At 50.6% G+C, this 14,953-nt stretch carries 12 protein-coding genes; 6 read left to right on the plus strand and 6 right to left on the minus strand.

Annotation, left to right across the window (positions count from 1 at the left end; all coding sequences use genetic code 11):
• Positions 1-4 precede the first annotated feature (4 nt).
• Together DXV75_RS08085 and DXV75_RS08090 are read left to right on the plus strand one after the other, a co-directional pair.
• Complete coding sequence (locus tag DXV75_RS08085; protein WP_115592903.1) at positions 5-499, plus strand: glutathione peroxidase; 495 nt, start codon at positions 5-7, stop codon at positions 497-499.
• A gap of 19 nt (positions 500-518) precedes the next feature.
• On the plus strand, positions 519-1,532 hold the full coding sequence (locus tag DXV75_RS08090; protein ID WP_115593063.1) for a 2-hydroxyacid dehydrogenase: 1,014 nt from the start codon (positions 519-521) through the stop codon (positions 1,530-1,532).
• Positions 1,533-1,553: 21 nt separating this feature from the next.
• On the opposite strand, the gene DXV75_RS08095 is transcribed toward DXV75_RS08090, so the two are convergent.
• The gene (locus DXV75_RS08095) at positions 1,554-2,318 is read right to left on the minus strand and encodes a methyltransferase domain-containing protein (RefSeq protein ID WP_115592904.1); all 765 of its coding nucleotides are present in this window, start codon (positions 2,316-2,318) and stop codon (positions 1,554-1,556) included.
• On the minus strand, positions 2,318-3,079 hold the full coding sequence (locus DXV75_RS08100; protein ID WP_115593064.1) for a Nif3-like dinuclear metal center hexameric protein: 762 nt from the start codon (positions 3,077-3,079) through the stop codon (positions 2,318-2,320). Before DXV75_RS08100 ends, DXV75_RS08095 begins: the two co-directional genes overlap by 1 nt.
• A gap of 93 nt (positions 3,080-3,172) precedes the next feature.
• Between DXV75_RS08100 and DXV75_RS08105 the strand changes: the two genes are divergently transcribed.
• Positions 3,173-3,493 carry a hypothetical protein gene (locus DXV75_RS08105; RefSeq protein WP_115592905.1) on the plus strand — a complete coding sequence of 107 codons (321 nt, stop codon included), beginning with the start codon at positions 3,173-3,175 and terminating at the stop codon, positions 3,491-3,493.
• 512 nt (positions 3,494-4,005) lie between these two features.
• Here the strand turns inward: DXV75_RS08105 and DXV75_RS08110 are convergent.
• The 4 genes from DXV75_RS08110 to DXV75_RS08125 all read right to left on the minus strand — a co-directional run bounded on the left by DXV75_RS08110 (position 4,006) and on the right by DXV75_RS08125 (position 11,098).
• Positions 4,006-4,644: a TetR/AcrR family transcriptional regulator gene (locus DXV75_RS08110; RefSeq protein ID WP_115592906.1), complete on the minus strand. Its 639-nt coding sequence runs from the start codon at positions 4,642-4,644 to the stop codon at positions 4,006-4,008.
• A gap of 15 nt (positions 4,645-4,659) precedes the next feature.
• A complete protein-coding gene (gene sohB, locus DXV75_RS08115) occupies positions 4,660-5,682 on the minus strand; it encodes a protease SohB (protein WP_115592907.1) in 1,023 nt (340 codons plus the stop codon).
• A 99-nt stretch (positions 5,683-5,781) separates the two neighbouring features.
• Positions 5,782-8,343 carry an acylase gene (locus DXV75_RS08120; RefSeq protein WP_115592908.1) on the minus strand — a complete coding sequence of 854 codons (2,562 nt, stop codon included), beginning with the start codon at positions 8,341-8,343 and terminating at the stop codon, positions 5,782-5,784.
• A 154-nt stretch (positions 8,344-8,497) separates the two neighbouring features.
• A complete protein-coding gene (locus DXV75_RS08125; protein ID WP_115592909.1) occupies positions 8,498-11,098 on the minus strand; it encodes a VolA/Pla-1 family phospholipase in 2,601 nt (866 codons plus the stop codon).
• Between the two features lie 315 nt (positions 11,099-11,413).
• On the opposite strand from DXV75_RS08125, the gene DXV75_RS08130 reads away from it, so the two are divergent.
• The 3 genes from DXV75_RS08130 (at position 11,414) to DXV75_RS08140 (ending at position 14,928) form a co-directional block, all read left to right on the plus strand.
• Positions 11,414-12,157: a YciK family oxidoreductase gene (locus DXV75_RS08130; protein ID WP_115592910.1), complete on the plus strand. Its 744-nt coding sequence runs from the start codon at positions 11,414-11,416 to the stop codon at positions 12,155-12,157.
• A 228-nt stretch (positions 12,158-12,385) separates the two neighbouring features.
• Positions 12,386-13,258, plus strand: a complete 873-nt coding sequence (locus DXV75_RS08135; protein ID WP_115592911.1) for a hypothetical protein — start codon at positions 12,386-12,388, stop codon at positions 13,256-13,258.
• 131 nt (positions 13,259-13,389) lie between these two features.
• The gene (locus DXV75_RS08140; protein WP_115592912.1) at positions 13,390-14,928 is read left to right on the plus strand and encodes an AbgT family transporter; all 1,539 of its coding nucleotides are present in this window, start codon (positions 13,390-13,392) and stop codon (positions 14,926-14,928) included.
• The last annotated feature ends 25 nt before the right edge of the window (positions 14,929-14,953 follow it).

Here is a 14,953-nt window from a genome sequence, read left to right on the forward strand (position 1 = left end):
TCTAATGTCATCACCGGTTTACGAATTCAGCGCTACCCTTAATAACGGTGAGTTAAAATCTTTGGCAGATTATCGGGGTAAGGTGTTGCTGGTCGTCAACACCGCCAGTAAATGCGGATTTACGCCCCAGTACGACGGCCTTGAATCCCTCTACCGCAAGTACAATTCGCAGGGGTTTGAAGTGCTGGGGTTTCCCTGTGACCAGTTTGGCCACCAGGAGCCTGGCAGCGACGACGACATTCGGCAGTTTTGCGAACTCAACTTCGGAGTCAGTTTTCCCCTGTTCAAAAAGATTGAGGTCAATGGTGAAGCCGCTCACCCGCTGTACAGTTATCTGAAAAGCAAAGCGCCCGGTGTGATGGGCACGAGGCGCATAAAGTGGAATTTCACCAAGTTCCTGATTGATCAGAAAGGAAAAGTGGTAAAAAGATACGCTCCCGCCACCAAGCCCGCCATAATTGACGGTGAAATTCGCCATCTCCTGAAACACAGCAGCTAGAGGAAACATTATGTCTCCAATCAAGGTTGGTATATTCAGCGCAAAAGCCTATGACGAAGCCGTATTTAATTCGGCAAACCCGTCGTCTGAAATAGAACTACACTATATTCCGGCCCACCTTGATTGTGACACTGTGGCCATCTGCAGCCAGTTTGATGTGGTTTGTGTCTTCGTCAATGACGACGTTAGCGCAGCAGTGGTGGATGCCCTGGCTAATCATGGGGTTAAACACATCGCACTGCGCTGTGCCGGATACAATAATGTCGATCTGGAGCAGGCAAAGGCTCGCGGGCTGGCAGTATCCCATGTACCAGCCTACAGCCCCGAAGCCGTTGCCGAACATGCCGTAGCACTGATGCTCACCCTCAACCGAAAAATGAATAAGGCCTACAACCGGGTAAGGGAAGGCAACTTTGATTTGACCGGTCTGACGGGTTTCACCATGGCCGGAAAAACAGCAGGGGTAGTTGGAACCGGAAATATCGGCCACGCCACCGCCCACATTCTGTTGGGCTTTGGCTGCAAAGTGGTTTGCTTCGACCCCTACCCAAAGCAGGAACTCATCGACGCTGGCGCCCAGTATGTGACGTTTGACCATTTGTTGGAACAATCTGACATTATTACCCTGCACTGTCCTCTGAATGAACAGAGTTACCACCTGATTAACGATCAGACGGTGGCAAGAATGCGCGATGGTGTAATGCTGATAAACACTTCGCGGGGCGGTTTAATCGATACACACGCTGTTATTAACGGTCTTAAAAGCCGCAAAATTGGCTACCTTGGGCTTGATGTGTACGAGATGGAATCAGAGCTGTTTTTCCGTGACCACTCATTTGAAATTATCCAGGACGATGTATTTGAACGGCTGCTAACCTTTCACAATGTAATGATCACCGGTCATCAGGGTTTTTTCACTCAGGAAGCTCTGGATCAAATCGCTTCCACCACCCTGAATAACATTCATAAAGTCGCCGGGGGTGAAACCGAAAGCCCCACGTTTTTGGTGGCGCCGCCCGAATCCCACACCTGAAAAATCCTCTGACGATTTCCTTCAGGCGGGTTTGTGCAACATCAGGTGAAGGTATTTCCCCAGCCAGCTAAACGGTGGCTGACGGTTGTACTGGCGTTCCAGTGCCAGTAACTGCTCAAACGCCTCATCACTGCCTAACCGCTCTTTGAGATAATCATGAAAGCAGCGGATGCCTGTGACCTGCTCCACCACAAACCCGCACTTCTCAGCCTGTGCGATTGCCTGCTGTGGTGAAACCGGATTTTGCGGGTTAAGCCGAACCTGATTCTTCACTTTCATCCCCCGGGCTATATAGTCAAAGTTACCGTAGAGCACATTGCCGAACAGGGCGGCGTCCCTGTTAAAAAAACTCAGGCTGAGGCGCTTACCTGCGGGCGTCAGTGAATAAAGGTGTTCTATGGCCTGCAGTGGGTTCTCGAGCCATTCCAGCACCGCATGACACACAACCAAATCAATATCTGCCTGTGGTTCAAGTTCCCATAATGGTATCTGCATGATTTCCAGTTGCCCTGGCCTGGTGGTGTATTCCGCTAACATTTCCCGGGCCAGCCCGAGGATATCCTCCGACGCATCCGTCAGCAGCACATCATGGCCCATTACCAACAGTTCCCGGGTCATGATGCCGGTACCCCCTCCAACTTCCAGAATTCTCATCGGTGCTTTCGACAGCCAGGGAGACAAGGCTTCAACCAGCAACTGATGACGAAGACGCCCCTTACTGGTGCCATAGATGTTTTTAGCGAATTTATCGGCAATGCCGTTGAAGTACTGATCGTTATGCTTCATCAGGCCGGATTATCTATATCAACAAAATTCACATCCAGACCAAGGTTTTGACTCAGCCATTCGCCCACCGCTTTTACGCCATAACGTTCGGTAGCATGATGACCGGCAGCAAAGAAATGAATATCCATTTCCCTGGCCACATGTATGGTCTGTTCTGATACTTCACCACTGATGAAGGCATCCATCCCGGCTTCAACCGCCTGCTCTATAAAACTTTGACCTCCACCGGTGCACCAGGCTACCCGCTGGATGGGCTTGCCCGGGTCGCCTTCTGCCAGTGGATCACGCCCTAAAACCTGGCCGATACGATCACCGAGTTCAGCCTGGCTTACCGGCTCTGTCAGGTGCGACTGAAAAACGATACCTAATGGTTTGACGCTGCTGAGCGGCTGCGGATTGGGCAAGGCCAGCAACCTTCCAAGCTGCGCGTTATTTCCCAGGGTGGGATGCACATCGATAGGCAGATGATAGGCAATGAGGTTGATACCGTGTTCGAGTAGGGTCTGGATACGACGTTTTTTCATGCCCGTTATTGCCGCAGACTCGCCCTTCCAGAAATAGCCATGATGGACCAGAATCGCATCCGCCTGTTGTTCCACTGCTGCATCAATGAGCGCCTGAGACGCAGTGACTCCGGTTATCAGCCTGGATATGTTCGGGCTGCCTTCAACCTGTAAACCGTTGGGGCAATAGTCAGAAACCTCCCACGGTTTAAGAACATCGTTCAGTTGTTGCAACAGTTCCTGGGTGGTTATGGGCACGGTTTCCCCCTCAAAATTGGACAAATTGTACAAAAAACGTTATAAAAAGTAGGTATTTTAACATCAACCTAGGTAACAGAGTCATCCTAAATAATGAGTACATTAGATAAAGACAAAGTCCTGGCTGACTTTAAAGCTGCGTATCAACAAGCCAACGGAAAAGAGCCCAGCATCGAAGCAAAAGGGGGGTGGTACAGTGTCGATGGCGGCAAAAACGTTCGTCTTGCCCAGCTTGCTGAAATGATCGGCGCCATGAGCGGCAAATCGAAAGCCGCGCCTGCGAAAAAAGCCGTTGTCAAAAAGCCGGCCAAGCGCAAAGCGAAACCGAAGGCCAAAGACACTGGTTTTTCGGTTAAGGACTTTTGGGCCAGCAAAATTACCGACGCCAATTCCGGCGCAATCTTGCCCCGTTGATTAGGGCGGTAAGCCCTGGATACACTCCGGGCTAAAAAGCAAAAATGGGATCAGTTCAGGTCCCTTTTTTATTGGCTCTGAAAAGACAGCACGTGATCGTATGAATCTCAATCCGGTTTCGCTGGTTGCCGTTGTTCATGTGTTATGACTGCATTGTTAAACCATTCCGGAGGCAAGGGTTGGTACTATGAGCACATGCCTCCAAAACTGATTGTCCTAGGGTGCCTGCCACGATCGGTCTCGACAGCATTCGAGAAAATGATGGCGTGCTCAGGTCAATTTCATGTTGCGGGTAAACCTTTTATTGATATCTATAAAAAGAGTCTGTTGTCCGCTGACGGGTTTAACAAAGCAAACCGGAAATTTCAGAGAATATGCTTTGAATTGTTATAACGGGGCGAAGCACAACCCACTTTTTTAAAAGATATGGCATACCACGCAGAGCCCTTTATTGAGGACACATTCATTCGCTAAGTAACCCACACTTTTCTGATCCGGGACCCGCGCCTTTTTCAATCGGGTGCCACCGGACTGCCAGCAATGCCCTGGGCAACAAACGGAACCAGATTATTGATCACATCTGCGATTTCCACCTGCTGATGGTAGTCGGCTGCGGCAATTTCTTTCAGTGCTTTACTCGACGCCATGGAAAATACGAAGCTTCCAATTGCAAAATGCAGGCGCCAGAATATTTGTTGGTCGGGTATCTGTGGTAAACACGCCCGTATGGCAGCAACCAGGTTCCCAACCGTCTCACCATATCCGTTCATGATAAAACGGCGGAGGTGCCCCTGGGTTTCGTTGTAGCCCCGGCCAAGCAGCTGAACAAAGATCTCGGTACCATTGGAGCGAAACTGACTGAGCGTCATCATCGGCGGCACCAGTGCCGCCAGAACCGCCTCAACGCCCTGGGCGCCTAATCTGGGTTGCACCGTGAGCAGGGCCTCATCCACTTGCGGCATCAGTAAATCAAAATAGCGTTTGAGTACTGCCTGGATAAGATTTTTTTTACTGCCAAAATGGTAGTTCACCGAAGCCAGATTGACATCAGCCCGGGCGGTGATGGTGCGCATGGAGGTTTGCGCATACCCTTGCTCCGCGAACAGGGTTTCCGCTGCATTGAGGATGCGCACCTTGGTGTCTTTAGCCATATTGGAATGGGTTACCTAGCTGAACCAGGAACGGGATTGGCCCCACAGTCGCATCACAGTGCGTTCCGCTACACTTGCAAAAGACATCCCCATACGTTCGGCAAAATTTTTCTTCAGCGAGTATTTCACACTGTAGATTTCGCGTTCCGGATACGCCTGCAACACATAGTCGTCAGAGGTCATGATTTCGTCTATCAGGCCAAGTTCTTTGGCTTTCACACCCGGCCAGTATTCACCAGTAGCAACCTTTTCGATGTCCAGAGACTGGCGCTGGGAATGAACAAAATCTTTAAACAAATGGTGAATGTCTTCCAGTTCCTGACGGAATTTTTCACGCCCGGCATCGGTGTTTTCACCAAACATGGTTAATGTGCGTTTGAAATCGCCTGCGGTATGCTGTTCAAAATCGATGTCGTTCTTTTTCAGCAATTTATTAAAGTTGGGCATTTGGGCAATCACCCCAATAGAGCCAATATAAGCAAACTGCGAGGCGAGAAGTTTATCCGCCACACAGGCCATCATGTATCCGCCACTGGCAGCCACTTTGTCAACGGCAACGGTAAGAGTCAGGCCCTTATCCTTGATTCGCTGAAGTTGCGAAGCCGCCAGTCCGTATCCGTGTACAACACCACCGCCACTTTCCAGCCGCACCAGCACTTCGTCCTGCTTTTCCGCTACACACAGAATGGCGGTAATCTCTTCCCGCAGCCTTTCCACTTCATGGGCGTCCATTGAGCCTTTGAATTCAACCACAAACAAACGCGGTTTATTGCTTGTGTCGTTGGATTTTTTAAGCTGCTTGTTTTCCTTCTTTTGCTGCTTGGCCAGCTGTTTCATGGCCGCTTTGTCGAGCAGCACAGAACGGGCGTAATGGGTGATATCTTTTAACTGTTCAGATAATGACAATATTTCAAGCTGGCCTTTGCCGTGCTTCTGCTTATGAGCCAGTGCCACCATGGATGACAATACCACTACAATTGCCACAACCAGGGTCAGGGCTTTGGCCAAAAACAGGCCATATTCGTACAAAAAATCCAAACGTGTCTCCCACTAAAACAAAAAAGCATCCAAGGGCGCCTGAAAAGGCCGCCCTTTTTACTCATTATCAATTTATTGCGCTAGTCTACCAGCGATTGTTTATTGTGACGACAACCGGATTTGTTGCAACGTATTTTCGGCAATTTCCTGCTCGGTGAATACGATGTCGCGCAATTGCGGCTGCTGAGAATACAGTTCGGTCTGATCCTGGCTGTGCTCCTTACCATAAGCGCTGTTCTGTGAGTAAGACAGCAGACCTCTCGCTTTGGGTCCGTCCTCAGTAAAGTTCACCACCATCATCCAGCTGCTGCCATAGTTGATGTGATACCCCTTGCCTTCGGCACTCAGGATAGTATCAGCATTGAGCGGAGCGTAAGTGTGTCTGGGCAGCAAAGTACCGTTATTGCCCGTTGCAATATTAAACACGTTAAAGCCTCCTTCGATGTTGTGCGCCCCACCCCACGGTAATTTAACCCCGGTAGCGCTGCCATCAGGCAGACTGCGTTCAACAAACTGCACCTGACCGAGCGTTGCATCTGCTTCGATGCCTGCATCATTAACCAGCTTAACTGCCGTTGCCAGCTGCATTAAGGTGGTGTCATTCGCCAGCAATCCGCTTGGCGTTGCCACCGGCTGCTCCGGATCAAATGGCGTTTGCCACTGCGGCGCCTTGGCAAACTGGAAGGCGAACTCACGGAAAAGATGTGCACCCACACTTTGGGTATTCATGGTACCGTCCCAAAGCGCCAACGCCGAGCAGGCCTCAACCAGGCTCACGCTGGTGCCATCAACATCAACCGGCGTGCCGCCCTGGGCCTCGCATATAGCCAGCAGTTGCTCTTTGATTTCGTTGGCCAGAAAACTCTGGTTATTAACCAGCATGTCTTCCAGTTCAACCGGGTTAAACTTGCCGTCACTGCCCCCCGCAGACTGCATGAAAATTTGCCCCAGACGTGAACGAAGCGACTGCTGATTGCCAGTTTTGCCATACAGCGGTGACACACCTGTTATGGGTGAGTCCAGGTTAGTCAGCCAGAAACTGTCATTGGAGTTTTGAACCGAATCGGTACCTTCATACTTGGGTGCGAGTTCATACGGCACCGGACGGTTATAATCAAACGCCGACAAATAGCCGGGCAATACTGTAAAGCCAGCCTGCTGCTTGATGCCTATCAACAGCGGGTTGGTAGTCAGTTCGTTGATTGCCGTGCTGGTCAGGTGTGGCACCGTCGAGTCATCGATATAGAACACTTCCCCTTCTCGGGAAGCCGCCATGGTGTTGTTGAAGATCACGCCGTCGTAATCTTTGAAGGCCTGTTTAAACTCTTCCATATTGCCGGCCATGTTCATGGCCAACCAGTGATCGACAACATCAAAATTAGGCAAATTAGCGTCTTTAATGGCAAAGGCGTTGGTTTCGCTCCAGTCAAAGCTGCCGGGAACTTCAATGATAGGGCCGTAGTTGGTGTAATAGGCCTTTTTCCCCATGGTGATGCTGGACCCCGGACCGGTGGCCACTTCGATAGTGAGATCTTTGCTGTAAATGGTACGACGGCTTCCGTCGACCTTATGAGTCAAATGCTGACTGTCTGAAGAATCAAGCTGCAACTGATACACAACAAAGTGTTCTGCGGTTGAGAACGTATGCGTCCAGGCCACATTTTCATTAAACCCGATATTTACCGCACCGGGCAAACCGGAAAGTGAGCCGCCCATTACGTTGAGGTGGCCGGGAACAGTAGTGTGGAACTGCCAGAAACGTAAGTTACCCGTATGCGGGAAGTGCGGGTTGGCCAATACCATACCCATTCCGTTTTCGGTTTTGTCACTGCCCAGCCCCCAACCGTTTGAGCCCAGCTCCTGACGGTTAAGTTCGGGTACAGTGACAGCGGGAGATACCTCAATATGGGTGGCACTGGCTACAGGCTGCGCAACCGGTACGGGGGCGTAATCTTCACCCGGAGGGGCTGCCAGAAACATCGGCCCGAGGAAATTGGCTGCGCCGGGCAGTAACGCCACACCCAGTGAGTAAGTCAACAGATCAACACTGTCGATATCGGTTACCCACGGCTGACCGGCGCAGGCAGGATCCAGTTCATCCTGGGGCGTATCGGCCAGATACTGGTTATAGCCTTGGGTATAACCCTGGAACATGGCACGACTATTGGCAGAAAGCCCGGCCAGATTCTGCTCTGCAAGTTCACGGATACCCAGAGTCAGGTAGCCAAAATCGTTGATCAAATTTTTTGCATCACCGCTTCCCGGCACTTCGTCAGGGCCAAAAAACTTTGCACGCTGGGAGTTGTATTTGACTATCTGGTCAGCCAGAACACACAGATTATCCCTGGCAAATGCATAACCGACGCCGTAGGACATGCTTTCAAGATTATCGGCAGTAATATGTGGCACCCCATAATCGGTCCAGCGGATATCGGCCGTCAGTACACCGTCTTCGTCAAACGCAGGGATGGGCTCTGCAACTGGTTCCGGTGGCTCAACCGGCTCTGGCAATGGTTTGTTTACTGAGTCAAACGAGTTTTGATTGTCGCCACAACCACCAAGAGCAAGTAAAACTGAGAGGGTAAGCAATGGTTTGGCGTGAGGGATCCTGGAAGGCAGGGTTTTTGATGCATTTTTATTCGCTAAATGCTTGAAAATCATCCGAACTCCTAAATTTGATGATATCTGAAAAATCCACTCAGATTTATCACAGGTCAGACAAGTTAACAAGGCGTTAACGTTTTATTCGCATTTCTCATGTAAACAAAAAAAGCCAGCATTTCGCTGGCCTTTTTCGCATGGATTGTGATCAGTTTTAGTTTTTCACAACCGCTTCGTTGGTCACAGAGATCACCAGGCCGTTCGAAGCCATAAAGCCTGCAATCTGGCGCTGCATTTCCATCGTCACCGCTGCACTGGCCTCAGGGCTCAAGCTGGAGCCATGACCACCCTGCAGAAATTGCACCCAGCCGCTGACCGGTTCAGTTCCGGAAACCGTGCTGGAAACCTGCTCCAGACCGATGGTCGCAGCAAGTGATTGCTGCCCTGACAACGGCACGGTGGTGCTGATTGGAATCACCTGGTCTGGCAGATTCTCAGCACTTCCATCCCCTACCACTGACATCATATGTACCGGCGTATTGGCGCCGAGGATCTCAGCATGGTTGTTAGGATCCGCTGCATCAAGCACGGTTTGCGCCGCAAATGAAAATTGTGCCAGCGTACTGTTCACTTCCGCCAGCTGTTCGGCAGTAAGGTTAGCCTTGAAGATACCAACCGCTTCACGAAGCTGTGCCTCACTCACATCGCTGGTGCCATAAAGCTGCTCCAGCAAGGCAACAAATTCACTCGAGGACTCGGTTAGCAGCAAACCCTGGATAAGTGGGCCAAACGACGGGGATTCAATCAGGAACTGTGAAAGACCGCCGCCCGGCGATTCCAGTGAGGCCTGCTGTACCTTGAACAATGGGTCCAGTGCCGCCAGTTGCCCCCCCATAGTACTATTCGCAACCGCTACTGCATTCATGCCAGTGATTGCCCCCAGGGAAACCCCCATAAAGGAAACTTTGGAAAGGTCAAAATCCACGTCACCACTGGCTGTAGTATCCACCAGCGCATTCAGGCCCAGGCGCAGCCCAAGCCAGTCAGAAGAACTCTGACGGGTGTTGTCACGCGCGGTTGGCAGACTGCCCAGGTTCATGAAGTGCGTGGCGCTCACAGTGGTCGCATTAATCTCATCAACACCGTCACCATTGAGGTCAAAACCGCGACTGCCGTGCAGAGGCAAGTCGATTGCCACTGAAGCCACGCCCGCCAGAGACAGTGCACCACTCAGGGCAAGCATGTCTTCTTTGCTGCGGGTAATACCGTGGGCCAATATCGCCACCGGCCAGCCAGCTTCGGGTTTACTAATGGGGTACCCTAATGCAGTTGCCACGGCCGGATTGGGTACAGTTACCTGTACATCCAGAGTTTCAAAACCCTGATTTCCACCCATAGTTTGAGGAATGGGGTTATAGCGGGTGATGTTTCGCGCCGGGTCAAGCATTTCACCATTAACCCGCAAATCAACCAGCCCAACCTGCTGACACATCATGTGATTCGGCCCAGGCGTGGCAGAAGCCAGAACTTCCTGAGAAGCCTGAGCTAAAACAACTCCACTGTCGCACGCAGCCTGCCAAAATTCATTAACCGGTGCCAGCGGGTTTTCTGCACGGGGAACACCAGAATAATATGGCAATGAGATGGACGCCTGATAACGTGATGCCGCACAGAACGGCCCTGCCTGGCCAAGTATGCCGGTTGAAACCGCTACAGCAAAATCATTCAATGGGCCCCAAACCGCACTCATTGCGCCAGACGCCGTTCCAAGTAATCCGTCACAGGTCTGCAACGCGGAGAAATCCTGTGCTTCAATCAGTGGGATCAGAACCTCACCTTCGGGTGGCAGGCCTGCAACACCTTGCTGAATTGCACCGGCCAGTGTTTCATCGCTGACCAGGCCTAACGCTTCCATCGCATTAGGCGCGGAATCCACATCGCTCACTACAATGGCGGGCAATGCCTGACCGGCAGTTGGATCTCCGGCGGCAGCACGAGCTGCATATTCGGCAACCATGGTCTTTTTGATTGACTGTAAAGCAATGTCGGTAGACTGGGTGGTGAATGCCGCAACGTACGTCAGTTCTTCACGCTCGTAGCCAATACCCAGCAACGGATTGATCAATGAGTTTACCAAACCCTGCAAACTAAGCTGGTCTTCACTGCTCAACGGATTGCTGTTGATGTCCTGACGAACCAGCTCCCAGCTGGTAGAACCCTGAACTGACGTACCACTGGAGTCCTTAAGATCGGTGGTCATTACCAGCATATAACCATGGGCCGGTTTTAACGGTTTCAGAGGTACCACGGCAATGGTGTTGTCATCAACCAGAGACAACACAAAATCTTCACCGTACTGCAGCTTTTCGCCTACTTTGCAGCCGGCAGAAGGAATGCTTATCTGAGCGCAGTCTGGGTCTGACTGATCCAGCCCCAGTGTCGCTTCGAAAATGTGCACACCTGCAGCAAGACTCGACGCATCAAGGGAGACTCCCGAAGCCGTGACGACATCAATCACAAAGGGTTGCAAGGTTGACCAGCCATCAAGCACATTCAGGGCATTTTGCGGATCACCAAAATTTTCCGGATCGGCAACCGGAATGTTCAGGGTGTAATCAAAAAATCCGTCATCACCGGGCAGCATGAGCAAATCATTGGGAACATTCAGGTCGCCATTGCCCGGGTCAAACAGTACACGAGAGATAGGGCTTATCACTTGGGTGTCATTCTGAATGTCCTCAATGGTCTCAGAACCACCGCACCCAACTAGGCCCAGTGCCAGAGCAACACTAGAGCTGAGTAAGAGTTTTCTCATTATTTCTCCCTTTAATTCTTCTAATTATTGTTCATTAATTGTTCGTCGTTACAGGCTGGTCGCGACACATTGGCGGCTATTCACGCCTACATAGGTGATTTTTCAAACAAGTATGACCAGTTATTGATAGATTAATATTATTGACTTTAATGCAACTTTGCAAAGGTTTGTTAACACTTTGTAATCAATATTTTTCACTGCGATTTTTGTCACGCGGCAGTTTACAACCGCGCTGAGGCCAGTATCATCTGGGCAGTTTATCTGCTTCGCTCTGTTTCCCGGAATCAGGGCGGGCATTTTTGGATAAGAGTTATCATGAACCAGTACCAAGCGCCTGAAGGCCTGCTTACAAACCGAACTATCCTAATCTCCGGTGCCGGAGATGGCATTGGTGCCGAAGCGGCAAAAACCTTTGCATCCCATGGTGCCTCCTGCATATTGCTGGGCCGCACCGTTTCAAAACTTGAAAAAGTATACGACGAGATAATTTCAGCCGGGGGCCCGGAACCCGCCATTGTGCCGTTGGATTTAAACGGTGCAACCCCCAAGCACTATCAGGATATGGCCAGAACCATCGAAGACCAGTTCGGATGCCTTGATGGCGTATTGCACAATGCTTCGCTGCTGGGCGAACTGTGCCCGTTTGAAGAAATCAAACCCGAAGAATGGCAGCAGGTCATGCAGGTTAACGTAAGTGCAGCGGCATACATGACTCAGGCATTAATGGGTGTACTGCGCAAATCAGCCGATGCTTCCGTAGTATTTACCACCTCCAGTGTCGGGCGTGTAGGGCGCGCGTTCTGGGGCACCTACAGTGTTTCAAAGTTTGCCACCGAAGGCATGATGCAGGTATTGGCTGCTGAATACACCAATCGTAATGTGCGCTTCAATTGCATCAACCCGGGCGCCACCCGCACCCAGATGCGGGCAAAAGCCTTCCCTGCAGAAGATGCCACCAAGCTCAAAACGCCTGCTGAGATCATGCCATTGTATTTGTATCTCATGGGCCCGGACAGTAAAGGGGTCAACGGCCAGTCTCTGGATTGCCAACCCAAATAGCCCACTTTACCAACAATGAAACACACTACCGTCAGCGTTCGCTGATATCCGCTTCGGGGCGCTTTTGATCCCGAAGCGATCTTCCTGCAGGCAGAACACTGATTCATTCATCACGAAATAGTACCTTGTCCAGTTGGGGATCTTGACAACATCTCGGCCAAAAACTACATTCGTAGTTACAAAAATACTACAAACGTAGTTTCCTTTATACCAAAACGAGGATCTCCAATGATAACCACCACTATTAAGCCACTAGCGATTCAATTGATGGCCCTGACCTTTACGTGCCTATTGTCCACATCGATTACCCATGCTCAGACTAATAAGCTGAACGCCTATGACATCGAAGTAAACAAGCGACAATCGACTGACCTTCATGAAGTCGCACTGCAAATGAAAGCGTTTCGAGCAAACCAGAAGAAAATGGTTATATTCCGCCCGAATAATGAGGAAAACCGGGAGTTCAACCAGCAGACGCAGGAACTGGTGGCATTAAGCAAGAACGCATTAAGCAGCAATGTAGATGAACTGAACCAGCAATACAGCCAAATTGAAAACTGGTTTGACAATCGCTCAACACTGACGGGACGAAAGGAAGAAAGCCTGTTGTTTCATACCGTTTCTGTGCAAATTTTTCTTTTGCAGAAGCAGGGTAAAAACAGCGAAATTGTTGACTTGATTATGGCCCGATATGGCACTTTGGATCTGGTTCCAAAGGGCCTCAAGCACCGTACTGCAGTGGCTTTGAGCCAATTGCATCAAACCGAGACAGCCAGCGAGATGTTACAGCAACTGGATTCTGGAGACAGGCAAACCCCACTGGGAGTAACGTTAGTCAGAGCAGATACTTACAGCAAGCTAGGAGACTACGAAACGGCATTGAACCTGATTGATCAGCGTCTTGCGTCCAACGGCCCACAAGAAGCCATTCGCCTTCTGACACTCAAGTACCAGGTCCTGAACTCCGCGGGGTACGCAAACCGGGCCGAACAAATTAAACAAACCTTAAAGGTAGAATTCAGGGTTGAGCACCTGGCGCACAGCAATCCCTATCAAAACCCACTCAGCTTACACTGGGCTCCAGTACTCGATTACATTTAATTTCATGGCCGGTAAATCGGGAAAGGTCTCGTAAGCGGCTTTTCCTGTTCATGAATGGTTCCCCTCTGTCATTCGGGCACAATATACAGTAACTTGGTTTAACCTGACTCAAGTTAAGCATAAGCCATGTCATGAACACACCATCAGTATCTCTTGTACAACGTATCCTCAACAGGGTTGAAGTTTGGGGGAACAAACTCCCCGACCCTGCAGTTTTGTTTTTGTACCTGCTGGCCGCAGTGGGACTGTTGTCCTGGTTGCTGTCCGGTATCGACTTCAATGTGGCAGACCCAAGAACCGGAAACCCGCTTACCATCAACAACCAACTCAGCGGTGACGCCCTCACCCGCCTCATGTCTTCTATGGTAACCAATTTTTCCCACTTTCATCCGGTAGGCGTAGTACTGGTTGCCATGCTGGGTATTGGCGTTGCGGAATATTCCGGGTTCATTAACGCAGGGCTACGCTCACTGCTGGCGGTAACCGCCAAATGGCTGCTGACGCCGATGACAATCCTGATAGGCATTGTCAGTCATTCTGCCGTCGATGCAGGTTATGTACTTGTTATCCCGCTTGGTGGTGTTATTTTCTATGCTGCCGGCCGACACCCACTGGCAGGAATTGCCGCGGCATTTGCCGGTGTGTCGGGTGGTTTTTCCGCCAACTTTGTGCCCTCAGCGCTGGACCCGATGCTCCAGGGCATATCCCAGGCTGGTGCACAAATTCTCGATCCCACTGTCACTCTCAACCCCCTGAACAATTACTATTTCACCACGGCCTCAGCCCTTATAGTAACTGCCGTGGGCTGGCTGATTACTGATAAACTGGTGGAACCCAAGCTTCAGAGCAATCCTGTTGACGGCGATATGTCTGATTTGCCCACAATGGAACCGCTAAGCACCAAGGAACGCAAAGCACTTCGCTGGGCGCTCATCTCGGTAGTTGTTGGCTTGCTGTTACTTGCACTCAGTGCTTCTTATGCCAGTTCTCCGTGGCGCGGTGAAGATGGCTCGCTTACCGCCTTTTCTGCCCCGCTGATGAAATCCATCGTTCCCCTGATCTTTTTACTTTTTCTTATCCCCGGAGTGGTTTACGGCGCGATTATCGGTACCATCCGAAGCTCAAAACAGTTTGTTGAAGGCATGAGCAAAGCCATGCAGAGCATGGGTTATTATCTGGTGATAATGTTTTGCATTGCCCAGTTTATCTATGCGTTCGGACAGTCGAATCTTGGGGTTTTACTGGCTGTGAAAGGCGCCGATTTTCTCAAGGCAATGGCATTACCAGCAGGGATAACCATTAGCGGTATCATTGTTCTGACCGGCATCATCAATTTGTTTGTTGGGTCGGCATCGGCCAAATGGGCCCTTCTTTCACCAATTTTTATCCCCATGCTGATGCAATTGGGCATATCGCCGGATTTGGCCCAGGCAGCGTATCGGATTGGGGACTCAAGCACGAATATTATTACGCCATTGATGCCCTACTTTCCCCTGGTTGTGGTTTTTTGCCAACGCTATGTAACGAGTACAGGAATTGGCACCCTTACTGCGATGATGCTGCCCTTTTCAATCAGCTTCCTGTTGGTTTGGACCCTGTTTTTAATGCTTTACTGGTGGCTCGGCATTCCATTGGGAATTCAGGCAAACTACGGTTATCCGGCCCCCTGATAAAGTTTCCCGAGACAATAAAAAG

It is taken from the genome of Alteromonas aestuariivivens (assembly GCF_003367475.1).
GTDB lineage: Bacteria > Pseudomonadota > Gammaproteobacteria > Enterobacterales > Alteromonadaceae > Alteromonas > Alteromonas aestuariivivens.